The sequence below is a fragment of the Streptosporangium sp. NPDC006930 genome (assembly GCF_040635605.1).
Classification (GTDB): domain Bacteria; phylum Actinomycetota; class Actinomycetes; order Streptosporangiales; family Streptosporangiaceae; genus Streptosporangium.
Window position 1 is genome coordinate 136,207 of the sequence record NZ_JBEYID010000019.1, and the last position, 16,592, is coordinate 152,798.

At 72.3% G+C, this 16,592-nt stretch carries 16 protein-coding genes; 12 read left to right on the top strand and 4 right to left on the bottom strand.

The features are described 5' to 3' along the window. The first annotated feature begins 20 nt into the window (after positions 1–20). From ABZ664_RS29065 to ABZ664_RS29100, 8 genes are all read left to right on the top strand, one after another. Positions 21–1,181 carry a glutathionylspermidine synthase family protein gene (locus ABZ664_RS29065; protein ID WP_362516542.1) on the top strand — a complete coding sequence of 387 codons (1,161 nt, stop codon included), beginning with the start codon at positions 21–23 and terminating at the stop codon, positions 1,179–1,181. Positions 1,182–1,203: 22 nt separating this feature from the next. After that, positions 1,204–1,686, top strand: a complete 483-nt coding sequence (locus ABZ664_RS29070) for a DUF350 domain-containing protein (protein ID WP_362516545.1) — start codon at positions 1,204–1,206, stop codon at positions 1,684–1,686. A 302-nt stretch (positions 1,687–1,988) separates the two neighbouring features. Then, the gene (locus tag ABZ664_RS29075; protein ID WP_362516594.1) at positions 1,989–3,098 is read left to right on the top strand and encodes a helix-turn-helix domain-containing protein; all 1,110 of its coding nucleotides are present in this window, start codon (positions 1,989–1,991) and stop codon (positions 3,096–3,098) included. Positions 3,099–3,215: 117 nt separating this feature from the next. Further along, a complete protein-coding gene (locus ABZ664_RS29080; RefSeq protein ID WP_362516548.1) occupies positions 3,216–4,127 on the top strand; it encodes an ACP S-malonyltransferase in 912 nt (303 codons plus the stop codon). Positions 4,128–4,134: 7 nt separating this feature from the next. Then, positions 4,135–5,091, top strand: a complete 957-nt coding sequence (locus ABZ664_RS29085) for a beta-ketoacyl-ACP synthase III (protein WP_362516550.1) — start codon at positions 4,135–4,137, stop codon at positions 5,089–5,091. 65 nt (positions 5,092–5,156) lie between these two features. Then, entirely contained in the window at positions 5,157–5,396 is a 240-nt protein-coding gene (locus ABZ664_RS29090) for an acyl carrier protein (RefSeq protein WP_362516552.1), read from the top strand. A 57-nt stretch (positions 5,397–5,453) separates the two neighbouring features. Continuing rightward, positions 5,454–6,686: a beta-ketoacyl-ACP synthase II gene (fabF, locus tag ABZ664_RS29095; RefSeq protein WP_362516555.1), complete on the top strand. Its 1,233-nt coding sequence runs from the start codon at positions 5,454–5,456 to the stop codon at positions 6,684–6,686. 12 nt (positions 6,687–6,698) lie between these two features. Then, the gene (locus tag ABZ664_RS29100; protein ID WP_362516557.1) at positions 6,699–8,129 is read left to right on the top strand and encodes a carboxyl transferase domain-containing protein; all 1,431 of its coding nucleotides are present in this window, start codon (positions 6,699–6,701) and stop codon (positions 8,127–8,129) included. 163 nt (positions 8,130–8,292) lie between these two features. Here the strand turns inward: ABZ664_RS29100 and ABZ664_RS29105 are convergent, their stop codons facing one another. Beyond that, a complete protein-coding gene (locus ABZ664_RS29105; RefSeq protein ID WP_344918407.1) occupies positions 8,293–8,787 on the bottom strand; it encodes a DUF3145 domain-containing protein in 495 nt (164 codons plus the stop codon). 205 nt (positions 8,788–8,992) lie between these two features. On the opposite strand from ABZ664_RS29105, the gene ABZ664_RS29110 reads away from it, so the two are divergent. The 4 genes from ABZ664_RS29110 to ABZ664_RS29125 are packed head-to-tail and all read left to right on the top strand — an operon-like array spanning position 8,993 to position 13,755. Further along, the gene (locus ABZ664_RS29110) at positions 8,993–10,060 is read left to right on the top strand and encodes a S8/S53 family peptidase (RefSeq protein ID WP_362516560.1); all 1,068 of its coding nucleotides are present in this window, start codon (positions 8,993–8,995) and stop codon (positions 10,058–10,060) included. A 60-nt stretch (positions 10,061–10,120) separates the two neighbouring features. Next, a complete protein-coding gene (locus ABZ664_RS29115; RefSeq protein ID WP_362516562.1) occupies positions 10,121–10,687 on the top strand; it encodes a sigma-70 family RNA polymerase sigma factor in 567 nt (188 codons plus the stop codon). Then, positions 10,684–11,148: a hypothetical protein gene (locus ABZ664_RS29120; RefSeq protein WP_362516565.1), complete on the top strand. Its 465-nt coding sequence runs from the start codon at positions 10,684–10,686 to the stop codon at positions 11,146–11,148. The genes ABZ664_RS29115 and ABZ664_RS29120 overlap by 4 nt, the downstream gene beginning before the upstream one ends. Beyond that, positions 11,149–13,755 (top strand): CHAT domain-containing protein, encoded by a 2,607-nt coding sequence (locus tag ABZ664_RS29125; protein ID WP_362516567.1) that lies wholly within the window; start codon positions 11,149–11,151, stop codon positions 13,753–13,755. It begins immediately after the preceding gene. A gap of 3 nt (positions 13,756–13,758) precedes the next feature. Here the strand turns inward: ABZ664_RS29125 and ABZ664_RS29130 are convergent, their stop codons facing one another. The 3 genes from ABZ664_RS29130 to ABZ664_RS29140 are packed head-to-tail and all read right to left on the bottom strand — an operon-like array spanning position 13,759 to position 16,347. Continuing rightward, entirely contained in the window at positions 13,759–14,595 is an 837-nt protein-coding gene (locus ABZ664_RS29130; RefSeq protein WP_362516569.1) for a sulfurtransferase, read from the bottom strand. A 49-nt stretch (positions 14,596–14,644) separates the two neighbouring features. Beyond that, complete coding sequence (locus tag ABZ664_RS29135; RefSeq protein ID WP_362516571.1) at positions 14,645–15,760, bottom strand: nucleotide pyrophosphatase/phosphodiesterase family protein; 1,116 nt, start codon at positions 15,758–15,760, stop codon at positions 14,645–14,647. Beyond that, positions 15,757–16,347 (bottom strand): DUF5998 family protein, encoded by a 591-nt coding sequence (locus tag ABZ664_RS29140; protein ID WP_350945965.1) that lies wholly within the window; start codon positions 16,345–16,347, stop codon positions 15,757–15,759. Before ABZ664_RS29140 ends, ABZ664_RS29135 begins: the two co-directional genes overlap by 4 nt. Positions 16,348–16,592 lie beyond the last annotated feature (245 nt).

Genomic DNA, 16,592 nt, shown 5'->3' on the forward strand with positions numbered 1-16,592 from the left:
GAGCGACAGGTGAGCAGGAGATGAGACGCGAGACCTCACTCCCTCGCGACGACTGGGAGAGCGTCATCGAGGGCCACGGCCTGGCCTACCACCGCTCGGCCCATCCCGAGGGCCTTGACCGCCCGTACTGGGACGAGACCGTCCAGTACGTCTTCTCCATGGACGAGGTCCTCGACCTGGAGAACCAGGTCGAGGAACTGCACCGGATGTGCCTGAACGCCGTGGAGCACGTCATCGCCAAGGGCCGCTACGCCGACTTCGCGATCCCGCCGTGGGTGGCCTCCGAGATCGCCGCCTCCTGGGAGCGTAACGACCCGCACCTGTTCGGCCGCTTCGACCTGCGCTACGACGGGACCGGCCCCGCCAAGCTGCTGGAGTACAACGCCGACACCCCCACCAGCCTCCTGGAGAGTTCGGTGGTGCAGTGGTTCTGGCTGCGCGACCGCTACCCGAACGACGACCAGTGGAACTCCATCCACGAGCGGCTGATCGCCAGGTGGCAGCAGATCTCGACCGGCCTGCCCACCGGGCCCACACACTTCGCCTGGACCAACATGGACACCTCCGGCGAGGAGGTGATGACGCTCGCCTACCTGCAGGAGACCGCCGACCAGGCCGGGCTCAAGACCGTCGCGGTCGCGATGGAGGACATCGGCTGGGACGACCTCAACCTCCGCTTCGTCGACATGGAGCGCAGGGTGATCCGCTCGCTCTGCAAGCTGTACCCGTGGGAGTGGGCCGTCGCCGACCCGTTCGGGACGCGGGCGGTGCGCCAGCAGGTCTCGACGACCTGGATCGAGCCGCTGTGGAAGATGCTGCTGTCCAACAAGGCGCTGCTCGCGGTGCTCTGGGAGCTGTACCCGGGGCACCCGAACCTGCTGCCCGCCTACCTCGACGGCCCCCGCGGCATGTCCTCCTACATCGTCAAGCCGCTGCTCGGCCGCGAGGGCGCCAACATGCGGATCGTCACCCCCGGCGAGCACGTCGAGACCCTCGGCGGCTACGGCGCCGAGGGATACGTCTACCAGGAGTTCCAGGCGCTGCCCGTCTTCGAGGGCTGGCGTCCCGTCCTCGGCGCCTGGGTCGTCCACGACGAGGCGGCGGGTGCCGGCATCCGCGAGACCTCGGGGTTCATCACCGACGACACATCGTCATTCGTCCCGCACCGCATCGAACTCTGAGTCCCGGAAAGAGAAACAACACATGAGTTTCACCCCCGTGCCGCCCGTCCCAGTCGTGCCCGGTGCCGAGGCGCTCTCGCTCGCCGAGGTCCTCGGGCGCGGCGCGCTCGCGATCGTCTCGTACGCCGCGCTCGGCGTGATCCTGCTCATCGTCGGTTTCTACGTGATCGACATGGTCACCCCCGGCAGGCTCGGCAAGCTCATCAAGGAGGGGCGCAACCCCAATGCCACCCTGCTCGCCGGCTCGGGGCTGGCGGCCGTCGGGCTGATCGTGGCGGCCTCCATCTGGTCCTCGGGCGGCGCCCTGCAGGAGGGCCTGCTCGCGACGCTGGTCTTCGGCCTGGTCGGCATCGCCGTACAGACCGTGGCGATGCTCGCGTTCGACAAGGTGGCGGGCATCTCGGTGCGCGAGCTGGTCACCGAGCCGGAGCTTCAGCCGGGCGCCCGGCTGCTCGCGGTCACCCACCTCGCCATCGGCCTGATCACCGCCGTCGCGGTCGTCTGAGCCCTCGCCCGACACGCCCCACCCTCCGTACGTTCACATCCCGGTGGACGTACGGGACATGGGCCCCGGAACGGGATCGCGGCGTACGCGCGCGCCCTGGTCGTGCGGGACGTACAAGATCGGGGAGCGTACGCTGTCCGGAGCCGCGGCTGGCGCATCTCCCGCGACCTGGCACTCTTAGTGGCGTGAGGGAGCGGAGCGAGCGAACGTTCAGGCACAGCGACGTCGTGATCGGGGAGGACGGGAGGGATCCCGACTCCGACCGGATCCGGGAGGACACCACGCGTCGGCTGGAGCGGGCCATGGGCACGCTGGGCACGGCCGCCATGTCCCGCATGGACGACCGGCTGATGTGGTTTCGTGCCCTGTCGGCTGAGGACAGGTCCTGGGTCGGGCTGGTGGCCCAGGCCGGGATCGCCGCGTTCGTGGAGTGGTTCCAGCACGCCGGGGAGGGCCGCCCGACGCCCAGCATCGAGTTCTTCGGCACCGCGCCCAGGGAGCTGAAGCGGTCCATCTCGCTGCAGCAGACCGTCGACATCGTGCGGGTCGTGGTCGAGGTGGTCGAGGCGCAGACCGGGGATCTGGCGGCGCCCGGTGGGGAGCACCAGCTCCAGCAGGCGATGCTCCGCTACACCCGCGACGTCGCCTTCGCCGCCGCGCAGGTGTACGCGCGCGAGGCCGAGGCTCGCGGGGCCTGGGACGCACGGCTGGAGGCGCTGATCGTGGACGCCCTGGTCAGGGGCGAGGTCGACGACGGCCTGCACTCGTGGGCCGCCGCGCTCGGCTGGACCTCCGCCCCCGTCGTGGTGCTGGCCGGGCAGACCCCCGACGACGACCCGCAGGCGGTCATCGACGCGCTGCGCGACCGGGGCCGCAGGTCGGGCCTGGACATGCTGGCCGGGGTGCAGGGCGACCGGTTGATCGTGATCGTGGGCGGGGCGGACAGCGTCGCCGCGGCGGCCAGGCACGTGGTGCCGCGCTTCGGCGCCGGTCCGATCGTGATCGGGCCCGAGGTGGCCGACCTGCACTCGGCCGCGAGCTCGGCACGGGCGGCGATGGCCGGGCTGCGAGCCGCCGCGGGATGGCCGGACGCGCCCAGGCCGGTTCACGCCGAGGACCTGCTGGCCGAACGGGCCATCGACGGCGACGGCGACGCCAGGGCACAGCTGATCGAGAACGTCTATCTGCCGTTGATCGGCACACCGCTCCTCGACACCCTCGCGACCTACCTGGAACAGGGCACGTCCCTGGAAGCGACGGCCCGCCTGCTTTTCGTCCATCCGAACACGGTGCGCTACCGTCTGCGTAAGATCACGGAATTGACCGGCTATCAGCCGACCGAGGGGCGATCCGCCTTCACCCTCCAGGTGGGGCTGATTCTCGGGCGCCTGTCGGAAACGCCGGTAACCTAACATCCTTTACTTAACCTCCGCGAAACTCCCGCTGTAGGTTCCCTACAAAGAAGTGGGGACAAAGTTCGTCTGGATCTCCATCCATGTATTGAACCTCTACAGGGCAGGCTGGATTTTGTGCTCGTCATCGTCGCTCCGGGCCAGGGTGCCCAGACTCCAGGCTTTCTCGGTCCATGGCTCGAACTACCGGGCGTGGCCGATCGGCTGACCGCTTGGTCGGAGCTGGCCGGCCTCGATTTGATCGCCTACGGGACCACCGCGGACGCGGACGAGATCCGTGACACCGCCGTCGCGCAACCACTCCTCGTAGCCGCCGGGCTCGCCGTCGCCGAGGTGCTGGGGGCCTCCCCCGACATCGTCGCCGGGCACAGCGTGGGAGAGTTCACCGCCGCCGCACTGGCCGGGGTGATCACCCCCGAGCAGGCCGTCGGCCTCGTCCGTGAGCGCGGCCAGGCCATGGCGAAGGCCGCGACGATCACCGAGACCGGCATGTCCGCCGTCCTCGGCGGCGTCGAGGAGGAGGTCCTCGCCGCCATCGCCGACAAGGGACTCACCCCCGCCAACATCAACGGCGCCGGGCAGATCGTGATCGGCGGCACGCTGGAGCAGCTGGCGGCATTCAAGGCGGAGCCGCCCGCGCGGGCGAGAGTGAGGGAACTCTCGGTCGCCGGAGCGTTCCACACCGTCCACATGGCCTCCGCGGTCGGCCGCCTGCGCGAGGCCGCCGCGGACGTCACACCGGCCGATCCCGCCGTCACGCTGCTGTCCAACAGCGACGGGTCGGCGGTCACGAGCGGCGCCGAGTTCATGGAGCGCCTGGTCACCCAGGTCGCCAACCCGGTGCGCTGGGACGCCTGCATGGCCACGATGGCCGAGCTCGGCGTCACCACGATGATCGAGCTCGTCCCCGGCGGCACGCTCACCGGCCTGGCCAAGCGTGCTCTGCGCGGGGTGACGACCGTCGCCCTGAAGACCCCCGACGACCTGGAGGCCGCGCGAGCCGCCCTTGAGTCGAACAAGGAGCGGTGACCGAGGAATGAAGACCTCACAGGGCGCGCCCGGCGCGAAGATCCTCGCCTTTGGCCACTACCAGCCTTCCAACGTGGTGACCAACGACGACCTGTCGGCGACCATGGAGACCAACGACGCCTGGATCCAGAGCCGCGTCGGCATCAAGGAGCGCCGGATCGCCCCGGACAACGAGTCCGAGATCGACCTGGCCGTGCAGGCGGGCGGCAAGGCCCTCGCCGCGAGCGGCCTGGCGGCCTCCGACATCGACCTGGTGATCGTCGCCACCTGCACGCTGGAGACGCAGATCCCCAACGCCGCCGGCCGGGTGGCCACCCGGCTGGGCATCGACGCCCCCGGCGCCTTTGACGTCAACACCGCCTGCTCGGGCTTCTGCTACGCGCTCGCGGTCGCCAACGACGCGATCCGCGCGGGCTCGGCGACCCACGTGCTCGTCGTCGGCACCGAGAAGCTCTCCCAGTGGATCGACTGGACCGACCGGGCCACCGCGGTGATCTTCGCCGACGGCGCGGGCGCCGCGGTCGTCGGCCCCTCCGACACCCCGGGCATCGGCCCCGTGGTGTGGGGCAGCGCCGGCGACAAGTTCGACGCGATCATCATCAAGGACCGCGACTCCTTCCTGCACCAGGAGGGCCAGACCGTGTTCCGCTGGGCGACCACCGCACTTCACCCCGTCGCCAAGGAGATCTGCGAGCGTTCCGGGGTGGACCCGGCCGACCTCGCGGCCTTCGTACCCCATCAGGCCAACCTCCGCATCATCGAGGCGATCGCCCGCAAGCTCGGCGCGGACAACGCCGTCATCGCCAAGGACATCGTTCTGGCGGGCAACACCTCCGCCGCCTCGATCCCGCTCGCCCTGTCCCGGATGATCGAGCGCGGCGAGGTCCAGGCGGGCGGGCTCGCCCTGCTGCTCGGCTTCGGCGCGGGCCTGACCTACGCGGGCCAGATCATCGAGATCCCCTAGAGCTTCCGCGCGGCCCCGCCGCACGGGAAACCAGAAGAACCACGATTCCAAGGAGAACACGCGACATGGCTCTGACCGAGCAGGAGATCCTCGCCGGCATCGGCAAGATCATCAACGAGATCACCGGGATCCCGGCCGCCGAGGTCACCCCGGAGAAGAGCTTCGTCGACGACCTCGACATCGACTCGCTGTCCATGGTCGAGATCGCCGTCGCCGCTCAGGACGAGTTCGGCGTCGAGATCCCGGACGACCAGCTCAAGCACCTCAAGACCGTCAAGGACGTCATCAACTTCATCCAGAACTGAGACGTTCCCGCTTATCCCCCAGCCCAGATTGACCAGCGATTCACAAGGAGCGCAGCAGTGAGTACAGACCAGGTACGTGTCGTCGTCACCGGGCTCGGCGCGACCACGCCCCTCGGTGGAGACGTCGCCTCGACCTGGTCGGCGCTCCTCGCCGGTCAGTCGGGGGTCAGTGATATCACCGCCGACTGGGTGGACTCCGTCCCGGTGAAGTTCGCCGCCTTCTCCGCCGTCGACCCGACCGAGGTTCTGCCCCGGCCGGAGTCGAGGCGGCTGGACCGGGCCGAGCAGTTCGCGCTCGTCGCGGCCCGCGAGGCGTGGGCGCACGCCGCGATCGACAAGGTCGACCCCGAGCGGCTCGGCGTCGTCGTGGGCAGCGGCATCGGGGGCATCACCACGATCCTCGCCGCCTACGACACCTTCAAGGAGAAGGGCTGGAAGCGGCTCTCACCGTTCACCGTTCCCATGCTGATGCCGAACGGCTCGGCGGGCTGGATCGGCATCGAGGTCGGCGCGCGCGCCGGCGTCCACGCCACGGTGAGCGCCTGCGCCACCGGCGCCGAGTCGATCGGGTACGCCATCGAGATGATCCGCTCCGGCCGGGCCGACGTGGTCGTGGCCGGCGGCACCGAGGCCGCCATCCACCCGCTGAACATCGGGTCCTTCGCGGCCATGCGCGCCATGTCCACCCGCAACGACGAGCCGCAGCGCGCCTCCAGGCCGTGGGACAAGGGCCGCGACGGCTTCGTCCTCGGCGAGGGCGCCGGCATTCTCGTCCTGGAGTCCGAGGAGCACGCCCTCGCCCGCGGCGCCACGATCTACGCCGTGGCCGCCGGTGTCGGCTACTCGGCCGACGCCCACCACATCGCGCAGCCGGAGCCGACCGGCGCCGGGGTCATGCTGGCCATGCGCCGCGTCCTGGAGGACGCCGGTCTCACCGGCGCCGACATCAAGCACGTGAACGCGCACGCCACCTCCACCCCCGCGGGTGACGTGGTGGAGACGATGGCCATCAAGGAGGTCATCGGCGAGCACCCGCTGGTCAGCGGCACCAAGTCGATGACCGGTCACCTGCTCGGCGGCGCCGGCGGTATCGAGTCCGTTTTCACCGTCCTCGCGCTGCACGAGCGGCGCGCGCCCGGAACCATCAACGTGGACGACCTCGACGACGGCATCGAGGTCGACATCGTGCGCGGAGAGCCGCGCGCCCTGCCGGACGGTCAGATCGCCGCGATCAACAACTCCTTCGGGTTCGGCGGGCACGACGTCGCCGTGGCCTTCACCAGCGTCTGACAGGGGCTCGCGATGACTGTGCTCGACAAAGGGCTGGTGAGCGAGGACAGCGAGGATTCAGCACGGGAGCCTCTCGATCCCCGTGACCCCCAGGTGCGTCTCTCCGCTCTGCTCGACGAGGGCTCGATCCGGCTGATCTCGCCGGTCGACCGCAGCGGCGTGCTCGCCGCGACGGGCCGCGTGGAGGGTGTGCCGGTCGTCGCGTTCGTCAGTGACGCCCGCGTCCAGGGCGGCGCGATGGGCAGCGAGGGGTGCGAGCACATCGTGCACGCATACGACGTCGCGGTCCGCGAGCGGGTTCCCGTCATCGGCGTCTGGCATTCCGGCGGCGCCCGCCTCGCCGAGGGCGTGGAGTCGCTGCACGCGGTCGGCCGCGTCTTCGCCGCGATGACCCGCGCCTCCGGCGTGGTCCCGCAGCTGTCCGTGGTCGTCGGTCCCGCGGCGGGCGGCGCCGCGTACGGCCCGGCGCTGACCGACATCGTGATCCTGGCCGACGAGGGCCGCATCTTCGTCACCGGTCCCGACGTGGTCCGCAGCGTCACCGGCGAGCAGATCGACATGGCCGCCCTCGGCGGCCCCGAGCCGCACAGCAAGCGCAGCGGCGTCGTCCACGTGGTCACCAAGACCGAGACCGACGCCTACCTGCGGGCCCGCCGCCTGGCGGTGCTGCTCGGCCACCAGGGCCGGGTGCGCACCGGGGTCGAGGAGGTCGACTTCTCCGGCCTGCTGCCCGACAACGTGCGCCGCGCCTACGACGTGAAGCCGCTCGTCACGGGCCTGCTGGATGAGCCCGGCGTGGAACTGCACGCCAAGTGGGCACCCAACATCGTCACCACCCTGGGCCGCCTCGGGGGCCGGACCGTGGGCGTGGTGGCCAACAATCCGATGCGCCTGGCCGGCTGCCTCGACTCCGCCTCCGCGGAGAAGGCGGCCCGGTTCGTCCGGATGTGTGATGCCTTCGGGGTGCCGCTGATCGTCCTGGTGGATGTTCCTGGCTATCTGCCCGGCGTCGGGCAGGAGCACGACGGCGTGGTCCGCCGCGGTGCCAAGCTCCTGCACGCCTTCGCCGAGGCATCCGTGCCGCGGATCACCCTGGTGACCAGGAAGGCCTACGGCGGCGCCTACATCGCGATGAACTCCCGCTCGCTGGGCGCGACCAAGGTGTTCGGCTGGCCGACGGCCCAGATCGCGGTCATGGGCGCGGTCGCCGCGGTCCGCGTCCTCAAGCGCCGCGAGCTCGCCGCCGCCCCCGAGGAGGAGCGTGCCGCCCTGGAGGTCAGGCTCGCCGAGGAGCACGAGATCCTCGCGGGCGGCCTGGACCGGGCCATCGAGCTCGGCGTGATCGACGAGGTGATCAAGCCCGAGGAGACCAGGGGCGCCATCGCCAGGGTCCTGGCCCAGGTGACCCCCGCCAGGGGCGCCCACGGCAACATCCCCCTCTGACGGTCGTTCGACGAGCCCTCGCCGGTCCCTGCCGGTGGGGGCTCGCCCGTCTTCCCTGCGCCCTTCCCCGCGCAGGGAAGAGGCGCAGGGCACGTTCCAAACCCATGGCCGGGACGGTCGTCCGCCACAAGGGACGCGGACGTGCCCCCTGGGGCATGCCCGATCAGACGGCGGCGTGCAGCCAGCGGACCGGAGCGCCCTCGCCCGCGTAGCGGAACGACTCAAGCTCGGCGTCCCACTGCTTGCCCAGCAGGCGATCGAGCTCCTCCTCCAGCACCACGCGGCCCTGACGGGCCATCAGCATGGCGGAGCGCAGCCGGTCCTCCGGGATCAGGATGTCGCCGTTCGCCCCGACCACGGCCGTGAAGGCGCCGAGGGAGGGGGTGTAGGCGTGCCGGGTCCCGTCGGCGCCCGGTGAGGCGTCCTCGGTGATCTCGAAGCGGATCCGCTGCCAGCCCATCAGCGACGAGGTGATGGCCGCCGCGGTACCGACACGGGCCTCCCACTCGGCCTGCGCGCGCACATGACCGGGCGCGGCGGGCTGCGGAGTCCAGGTCAGGTCTACGGGCACGCCAAGGACACCTGCGACCGCCCATTCAATATGAGGGCACAGCGCAGGCTGAGCCGAGTGGACGTAAAGCACGCCACGAGCAGACACCGGACCTCCCGTTTCGTACGAGGTGCGCCTTCCCCAACGGCCTCATACCAGGATGATCACAAGTGACTGAAGGAGAGACTACCGTCGGTCGTGACGTCGCACCAGAGGGGGGTCATACCGAGATGTTGTGCCGTGGGCACTTGGCCAGGGCGTCCTCGGGAATGAAGAAAACCCCGTCACCTGGTGATCGCCCCCGGAGGACCAGATGAATACCGGCATAGAACGGGTCGAACCCATCCCCGGTTCGCCCGCCCTGATCAGAAAAGGTCAGCTGCTGACCGACGCCGCGGGCCTCGCGGCCACTGCCCGCTGGGCCGACGCCGTCACCGAGATCGGGGGAATCCACCGGGTGCGTCTGTCTCCGGGCGTGGACGTCTGCGACCTGGTGGCGTCGGTACGGGCGCGGGGCGTGCGCGCCTCCGCCAACCACATCCTGACGGGCCAGCCGCTCTACTTCGGGGGCCCCGCCTCCCGCCCCTTCCCCAGCGCCGCCCTCCCGGCGCCCGAGCCCGCCCCCACCGGGCGCGCGGCGGGCGCCGTGACGGTGGTACTCGCCGACACCGGCCTGGCGGAGCACCCGTGGTGGCAGGGAAGCCCGTGGTTCCTGGAGCGGGGCCGGGAGGCCGACGAGGTGCCCGACTCCGACGGCGACGGCGAACTGGACCTCCAGGCGGGGCACGGCACGTTCATCGCCGGGCTGATCCTGCGGTCGGCCCCGTCGGCGCGGCTGCGGCCGATCCGGGTGCTGGACGGCCACGGCGTCGGGGACGAGGCCGGGCTGCTGCACCTCCTGGAGCGGCTGCGGGCCGACCCGCCGCAGGTGCTCAACCTGTCCTTCGGCGGGCACACCTTCGACGACCGCCCCTCCCCGCTCGTGGAGGCCGCCCTGGAAGCACTGGCCGGTACGGTCACGGTGGCCTGCGCGGGCAACACCGCCTCCGACCGCCCTTTCTGGCCCGCCGCGTCACCCGGGGTGATCGCCGTCGGGGCACTGGATCCGAACGGCGGGGCAAGGGCCCCGTTCTCGGCGTACGGAGCGTGGGTGGACGCGTGTGCCCGCGGTGAGTGGCTGTCCAGCACCTTCCTCGAACACGGGGCGTTCAACGGCTACGCGCGCTGGAGCGGGACCTCCTTCGCCACCGCCCTGGTGAGCGGGGCGATCGCCGCCGCGTGCGTGGACCGGCCCCAGCAGGAGGCCGTGAAGCACGTCCTCGATCCGGCGAGGACCAGGCGGATCCCCGATTTGGGAGTCGCGGTGCCCACGCCGGGCTAAAGTCTCACCCAGAGCATTCACTCGAACACGTAAAGTGTTCTCCGTGATTCCGGAGGTGCGGTGAGCGACCAGCGCGAGATCGACGCCGTGCCGGTGGACGACCAGGTGGCCTGGGACGCGCTGGTCACCCGTTTCACGGGGCTGCTGTGGTCGGCCGTGCGTGCCTACGACCTGAGCCCGGCGGACGCCGCCGACGCGGTGCAGGGCACCTGGCTGCGGCTGCTGGAGAGCCTGCACACCATCCGCGACCCCGACAGGATCGGCTCCTGGCTGTTCACCACGGCCAAGCGTGAGGCGTCCCTCCTGAGCCGTCGGCACCGGGGCGAGCGGCTGGTCGCCGACCTCTCCGACGGCGAGCACGCGTGGCTCGCCCCGGCGGGCGCAGCCCACGCCGATCCCGTGCTCGCCGTGCTGAGCGCCGACGAGGGCCGCCGTCTGTGGCAGGCCGTCGACGAGATGCACGAGCCGTGCCGGTCGCTGTTCCGGCTGATGGCGACTGCCCCCGACGCGGGTGTCCACCAGCTGGCCGGGCGCCTGGGCATGCCCAGCGGCAGCTACGGCCCCACCAGGGGCCGCTGCCTGAGCCGGCTCCGCACCATGCTCATCGCCCGGGAGGCGACATCGTGACGCGACATCCGGCGGCGATCGACGACGAGTCCCTGATAGCCGCGCTGCGCCTGGCCTCGGGAAGTGACCCGGTGCCCGCGCGGGTGACGGCCGCCGCCCACGCGGCCTTCGGCCTGCGGCTACCCGACGCCGTTCAGGCCCGCTCCGTGGTCACGTCCGTGCCGCGAGGCGTCCGGTCCACCGAGGGGGCACGGCTGCTGAGGTTCACCGTGGCCGAACTCACGGTGGAGTTGGAGGTCACCTCCCTGGACGGCCTGGTCGACCTCGCGGGCCAGATCTCCCCCTGCCCAGAGGCGGGCACGCTGGTCGATATCCGCACCCTGCACCTCACGGAGTCGCGTGTGCTGTCCTCGACTGGCCAGTTCGCCGTCACCGGTCTGCCACCGGGCTGGTTCAGCGTGGTGTGCCACCGCCCCGGGTGCTCCCCCGTGGTCACCACCTGGACCCGGATCCGCCCGTAGGTGACCTTCCAGGAGGCGCTCACCGACGCCGAGCACGCGCTCGACCTCTCGGGCAGCGACCCGGCCCGCGCCCTCGCTCTCGCCCGCAGTGTGCTCGCCTCGCTTCCCGCGTCCTGCCGGGCGGATGCCCCGGTCGGCGACGCGACGGAGAGCAGCACGACGAGGAGCGATGCGACAGAGGGCAGCGCGACGAGGAGCGGAGAGCCGAAGATCGGCGCGTCGGAGGACGAGGGGCCGGAGGGCGGAGGGCCTGCCGAGCGCCTCGCGGGGTGCGGGCACTGCGAGACGGAGGCGGTGGCGCACAGGGCGGTGGCGGTGGCGGCGCGCGAGCTGGGCGACCTGCCGTTCGCCGAGGAGCACCTGCGCCGGGCGGTGCGGATAGCGCTCTCGGCGGGGCTGCCGCACCGGGCGGCCCAGGCGCGGCTGTCACTGGTCCACGTCCGTACGGAGCTGGGTCATCCGGAGCAGGCGCTCGCCCTCGCCTCCGACGCCGAGCCCGGCCTCACCCCGGCGGAGGTGGGCAAGCTCGGCGTGCACCGGGCCGTGGCCCTGGCACGGCTCGGCCGCTACCGCGAGGCCGTCGACCACTGCGACCGGGCCGTGCGGGTCCTCGGCGGCGATGTCAGGTTCCTGGCCGGGGCGATGCTGAACCGCGGGCTCGCCCGGGTGTTCCTCGGAGAGTTGGGGGCGGCGGAGGCCGACCTGAGCCGGTGCGCGGAGCTGGCGAGGGGCGCGGGCCTGGAACACGTTCTCGCGCTCGCCGAGGGCAACCTGCCGTTCCTGGCCGCACGGCGCGGCGACCTGCCCGCCGCGTTCAGCGCCTACCGGCGCGCGGAGAGCGTCCTGGTCGGCTACCCGGAGCGGCTGGCGACGGTGCGCTGCGACCTGGCCGAGGCCCTGATCGCCGCCCATCTGCCCGGCGAGGCACGGGTCCTGCTGGAGGCGGCGGTTCCCGAGCTGGCCGCGGCGGGCGCCGGGACGGCACTGGCCGAGGCCCTCCTGCTGCTCGCCAGGGTCGAGTTGCGCACCGGTGATCCGCGCCGCGCAAGGGAGAGCGCGGACCTGGCCGCCCGCGAACTGGCCGCGCAGGGGCGGACGATCCTGGTGCCGGTCGCCGAGGAGATCCTCCTGCGGGCCCGGCTCGCGCTGGAGTCGCCCACGGCGGAGCTGGCGGCGACGATGCTCTCGTGCGCCGACGTCCTCGGCGCCGCCGGGCACCAGGACACCTCGGAGGCGCTCAGGCTCACCGTCGCCGAGGTCTCCCTCGGACTGGGCGATCGGCCCTCCGCCGAGCACCAGCTCGACCTGCTCTCCCGTTCGGGCCACGGGGTGGTCGCCCTGCACGCGACGGCACTACTGCGTTCCCTGGCGGGAGACCGGCGGGGAGCGTTCGCCGCGGTGCTGGCCGGTCTGGCGGAGGTGGGCGCCGAGACGAGGACGTTCGAGGATCCGGTGGTACGCGCGCACGCCGCCAGGGCGGGTGAGCCGCTGGCCCGCTTCGGGCTCGCCCTCGCCGTGCGGACCGGGCGGGGCCACGCGGTCCTGGCCTGGGCCGAGCGGTGGCGGGCGGTCACCGGGGGCGCCGGCCGGCCGCTCGCGCCCCGCCCGGCCGCGCTGCGGGCGGCACTCGGGGAGTCGGTCCTGGTGGAGTTCGTCCGCCACGAGAGCGACCTGGCCGCCGTCGTGGTCACCCGGGACCGGATGACGCTGCGCCGCCTCTGCCCGTTTCCCGCCGTCGCCGAGGCCACCGTCCGCCTCCGGTACGGGCTGCGCAGGACACACCTGCTCGACGGAAGGGCCCCCGAGCCCGGTGCGGAGGCCACGGAGTTGGAACGGCTCCTCTTCGGCCCGCTGCGTGATCGGCTGGCCGACCGGCCACTGGTGATCGTGCCGACGGGGATGCTGCACACCCTGCCCTGGCCACTGCTGCCGATGAACGCCGATCGGCCGGTGACCGTGGCGGCCAGCGCCGCCGCCTGGCTGGCAGGGCGGCGTGTGCCGTCCGTACGGGACGGGAGGGAGGAGGCGGTGCCGATGGCGGTGGCCGGACCGGGACTGCGGTACGCGGAGGCCGAGGCCCGCATGGTCGGCGAGTGCCATCGAGGCACGGAGCGGGTGGCGGCGCGGCGGGCGGAGGTGCTGGCGGCACTGGAGCGGGCCGACGTGGCCCACCTGGCCGCGCACGGGATGTTCTCCCCGCGCAGCCCGCTGCTGTCGAGCATCGACCTCGACGACGGCCCGCTGATGGCGTACGACCTGCTGCGGCTGCGCACCCCGCCCGCTCTGGTGGTGCTGTCGGCGTGTGACGCGGGAATGGCGCACGCCCCCGCGGACGGGGCGCCCCTGGGGCTCGCGGGCACGTTTCTGTCGCTGGGGACGCGGTGCGTGGTGGCGAGCCTGGTGCCGGTGCGCGACGAGGAGACGCTCGCGCTGATGACCGCCTTCCACGAGGCCCTCGCCGCCGGTGACCCGCCCGCGCGGGCGCTGGCCGTCGCGAGCGGGAGGACCGGCGTAGCGGGCTTCGTCTGCTTCGGCCGCGGGGATGAGCCGCCTTGGCCGACCGGGAAGGACCGGCCACCTGAGGCGACCGGCGAGGAGGGAGCGTGACGGTCAGCCGGCGGCGACCGGCCGGGAGGGGTCGCTCACCCAGTCCGACCACGACCCGACGTAGAGCGCGGCCGGGACGCCGGCCACCTCCAGGGCCAGCACCTCGTGCGCCGCCGTCACGCCGGACCCGCAGTAGGCGCCGACCGCGACCCCGGGGACCGCGCCCAGGGTGTTGAAGCGTTCGCGCAGAAATTCTGGCAGGTGGAAGCGTCCGGAGGCGTCGACGTTCTCACCGGTGGGGGCGCTGACCGCGCCCGGGATGTGCCCGGCGACCGGGTCGATCGGCTCGACCTCGCCCCGGTAGCGCTCGGCGGCGCGGGCGTCGAGCAGCACCCCGTCGGCGGCGAGTTCGCCGGCCCCCGCGGCGTCGAGCAGCGGCATCCCGCCCGGCCGCGCCTCGAAGTCGCCTGGCTCGGGGCTGCTCTCCTCGGTTGAGACCGGCAGGCCCTCGGAGATCCAGGCGCGCAGACCGCCGTCGAGGACCCGCACGTCGGAGTGGCCGAAGTAGCGCAGGAGCCACCAGGCGCGGGCGGCGGCCGCGGTGGAGTCGGCCCCGTCGTAGACGACGACGGTCCGGGAGCCGGACACGCCGAGCCGGCGCATCGCCTCCTGGAAAGCCTCGGCGGAGGGCAGCGGATGGCGGCCTCCGCGGCCCCCCTGCCCGGCATGGGCCGTCAGGTCGGTCTCCAGGTCGCAGAAGACGGCGCCGGGGATGTGCCCCTCACGGTAGGAGTCGATCCCGGCCGGCCCGGTGGGCGAGACGGCGAGCTTCCAGCGCACGTCGAGGACGCTCACCTCGGCCAGGTCGGCCAGTTCGGCGGTGGTGATCAGCGGATTCATCGAAAATGCCTCCAGCGTGCGGACCCCGAATTCAGCCGCGGGGCGCATGTCAGCGGGTGCTCGTCTCCAGAAGGGGAACATACTGCTCGGCGGGGGTCAGCGAGCCGTGACAGCCGAGGAAGCTCGCCTCGTGCGGCTCCGCGACCGAGGCGACGATGGCGCAGTCGGTGTAGGGAACGGCGAGGACGTCACCTATCCTGGGCAGCCATTCGCGGCGGACGTCGGGCCCGAACCAGCCGGACTCGACCGCCTCCTGCCGGGACGCCACCCACGCCTTTCCCGCGAGGACCTCGCGCCAGGTGTCGAGGACCGCCGCCGAGGCGCCGGGGGCGGTGTAGAGATGGCGAGCCCTGCTCTCCCCTCCGAGCATGGCGACGCCCTCGCGCAGCGCGGGAAAGGTGTCGACGTCGACGCGATCGGCGACGTTGATCATGCCGTGGTCGGCGGTGACGTACATCGCCGAGCCGGGCGGGAGCGTTTCCGCCAGCCGCTCGGCCATCCGGTCGACCCGGGCGAGCTGGTCGAGCCAGGCCGGGGAGCCCCAGCCGGCGACGTGGCCGATGGAGTCAAGATCACCGTAGTAGACCGAGACGTGGGCCCGGGGCTCGGCCAGCGCGTGGCGGACCCCGGCGATCCGGTCGTCGACCTCGTCGGCCCCGACGAAGCGCACGCCCCGATAGACGGCCCTGTTGAAACCGGTGGTCTCGAACCTGGCCGGGCCGACGTAGCTGACCCGGACGCCGGCCGCCGCCGCGCGCTCGTACACGGTGGGGGCCGGCTGCCACGCGCCGGGCTCGACGGGGGGACCGGGGGCGGTCCAGCGCAGGCAGTTGAGCAGGTAACCGGCGCCGGGCACGGCGAGCTGGTAGCCGAGCATGCCGTGCCCGCCCGGCGGCAGGCCGGTGCCGAGGGTGCTCAGACTGGTCACGGTGGTGGCGGGGAAGCCCGCGGTGAGCACCCCACCGGACATGGACGACAGGAACGGCGCGACGCCGGGATGGGCGCGGAGCAGCTCGGCGCCCATCCCGTCGACGAGGAACAGCAGGACCCGCTCGGCGGGGGCGAGATCCAGCGGGTTGTCGCCGCCCACCCCGACCGCGGCGAGCAGTGAGGCGGACAGGTCCGCGAGCGAGGCCGTCCCGTACGCGGGGACCAGGGGGTTCACGAGGCGGTGCGGGCGGTGGCCTCCGACAGTGCCTTGGCGAAGGCCAGCACGTGGGAGACGGCCTCCGGCCCGTCCGCCGCCTCGCTCACCCGCAGGGAGAGATCGTCGGCCGTGATGGCGCCGGTGTATCCGTGGTCGGACTCGCAGTTCTCGTCGCCGCAGGTGGCCGGCTCCAGATCGACGTGGGAGATGGCTCCCCAGCCGATGGTGAGCGTGACCTCCGTGGGCGGCACCCCCGGCACGTAGGAGGCGGGGTCGGGGACGACCCGGGTGACCGCGACCGACTGGATTCGGCTGAGGCGCACGGCCTCGGTGGTCGTGGAGGCGTGGGAGGCCGAGACTCCCTCCACCGCGGGGTGCTCGTCGGTGTGGCAGACGAGCAGCCGGGTGGGCGAGAGCACCAGCACGGTGACGTGCCTGCGCACCTCCATGGCCGGGTCGAAGGTGGCCTCGTGGTGCACGACGTAGGCGCCCACCTGCTCCTTGCCGAGCGCGGACTCGACCGCGTCGGCGACCAGGTCGGGATAGTAGCCACTGCGGTCGATGGCGTCGCGCAGGCCGGCGGACGAGAGTCGGGTTTCCCTCATGGGTCCATCCTGCCCTGTCCGGGGCGGCGCTTTCACCGGGAGTACGTGAGCTTCGGCCCGCGGTGCAAATCGTGATGCGGTCCGCCCTCGCCTTTTTCCGGCCGTGAAAGCGTCATCGGGGGGTGATCCCGGTGCCGCCGGGCCTCCGTTGCCGGCCGCGAATTTCCCCTCCACCCGGTTTGACGCGACCCTTTCCGGGTTACCGGGAGCGGTAACGGGCGGGGGTGTGCGGCGCCCTGAGCAGC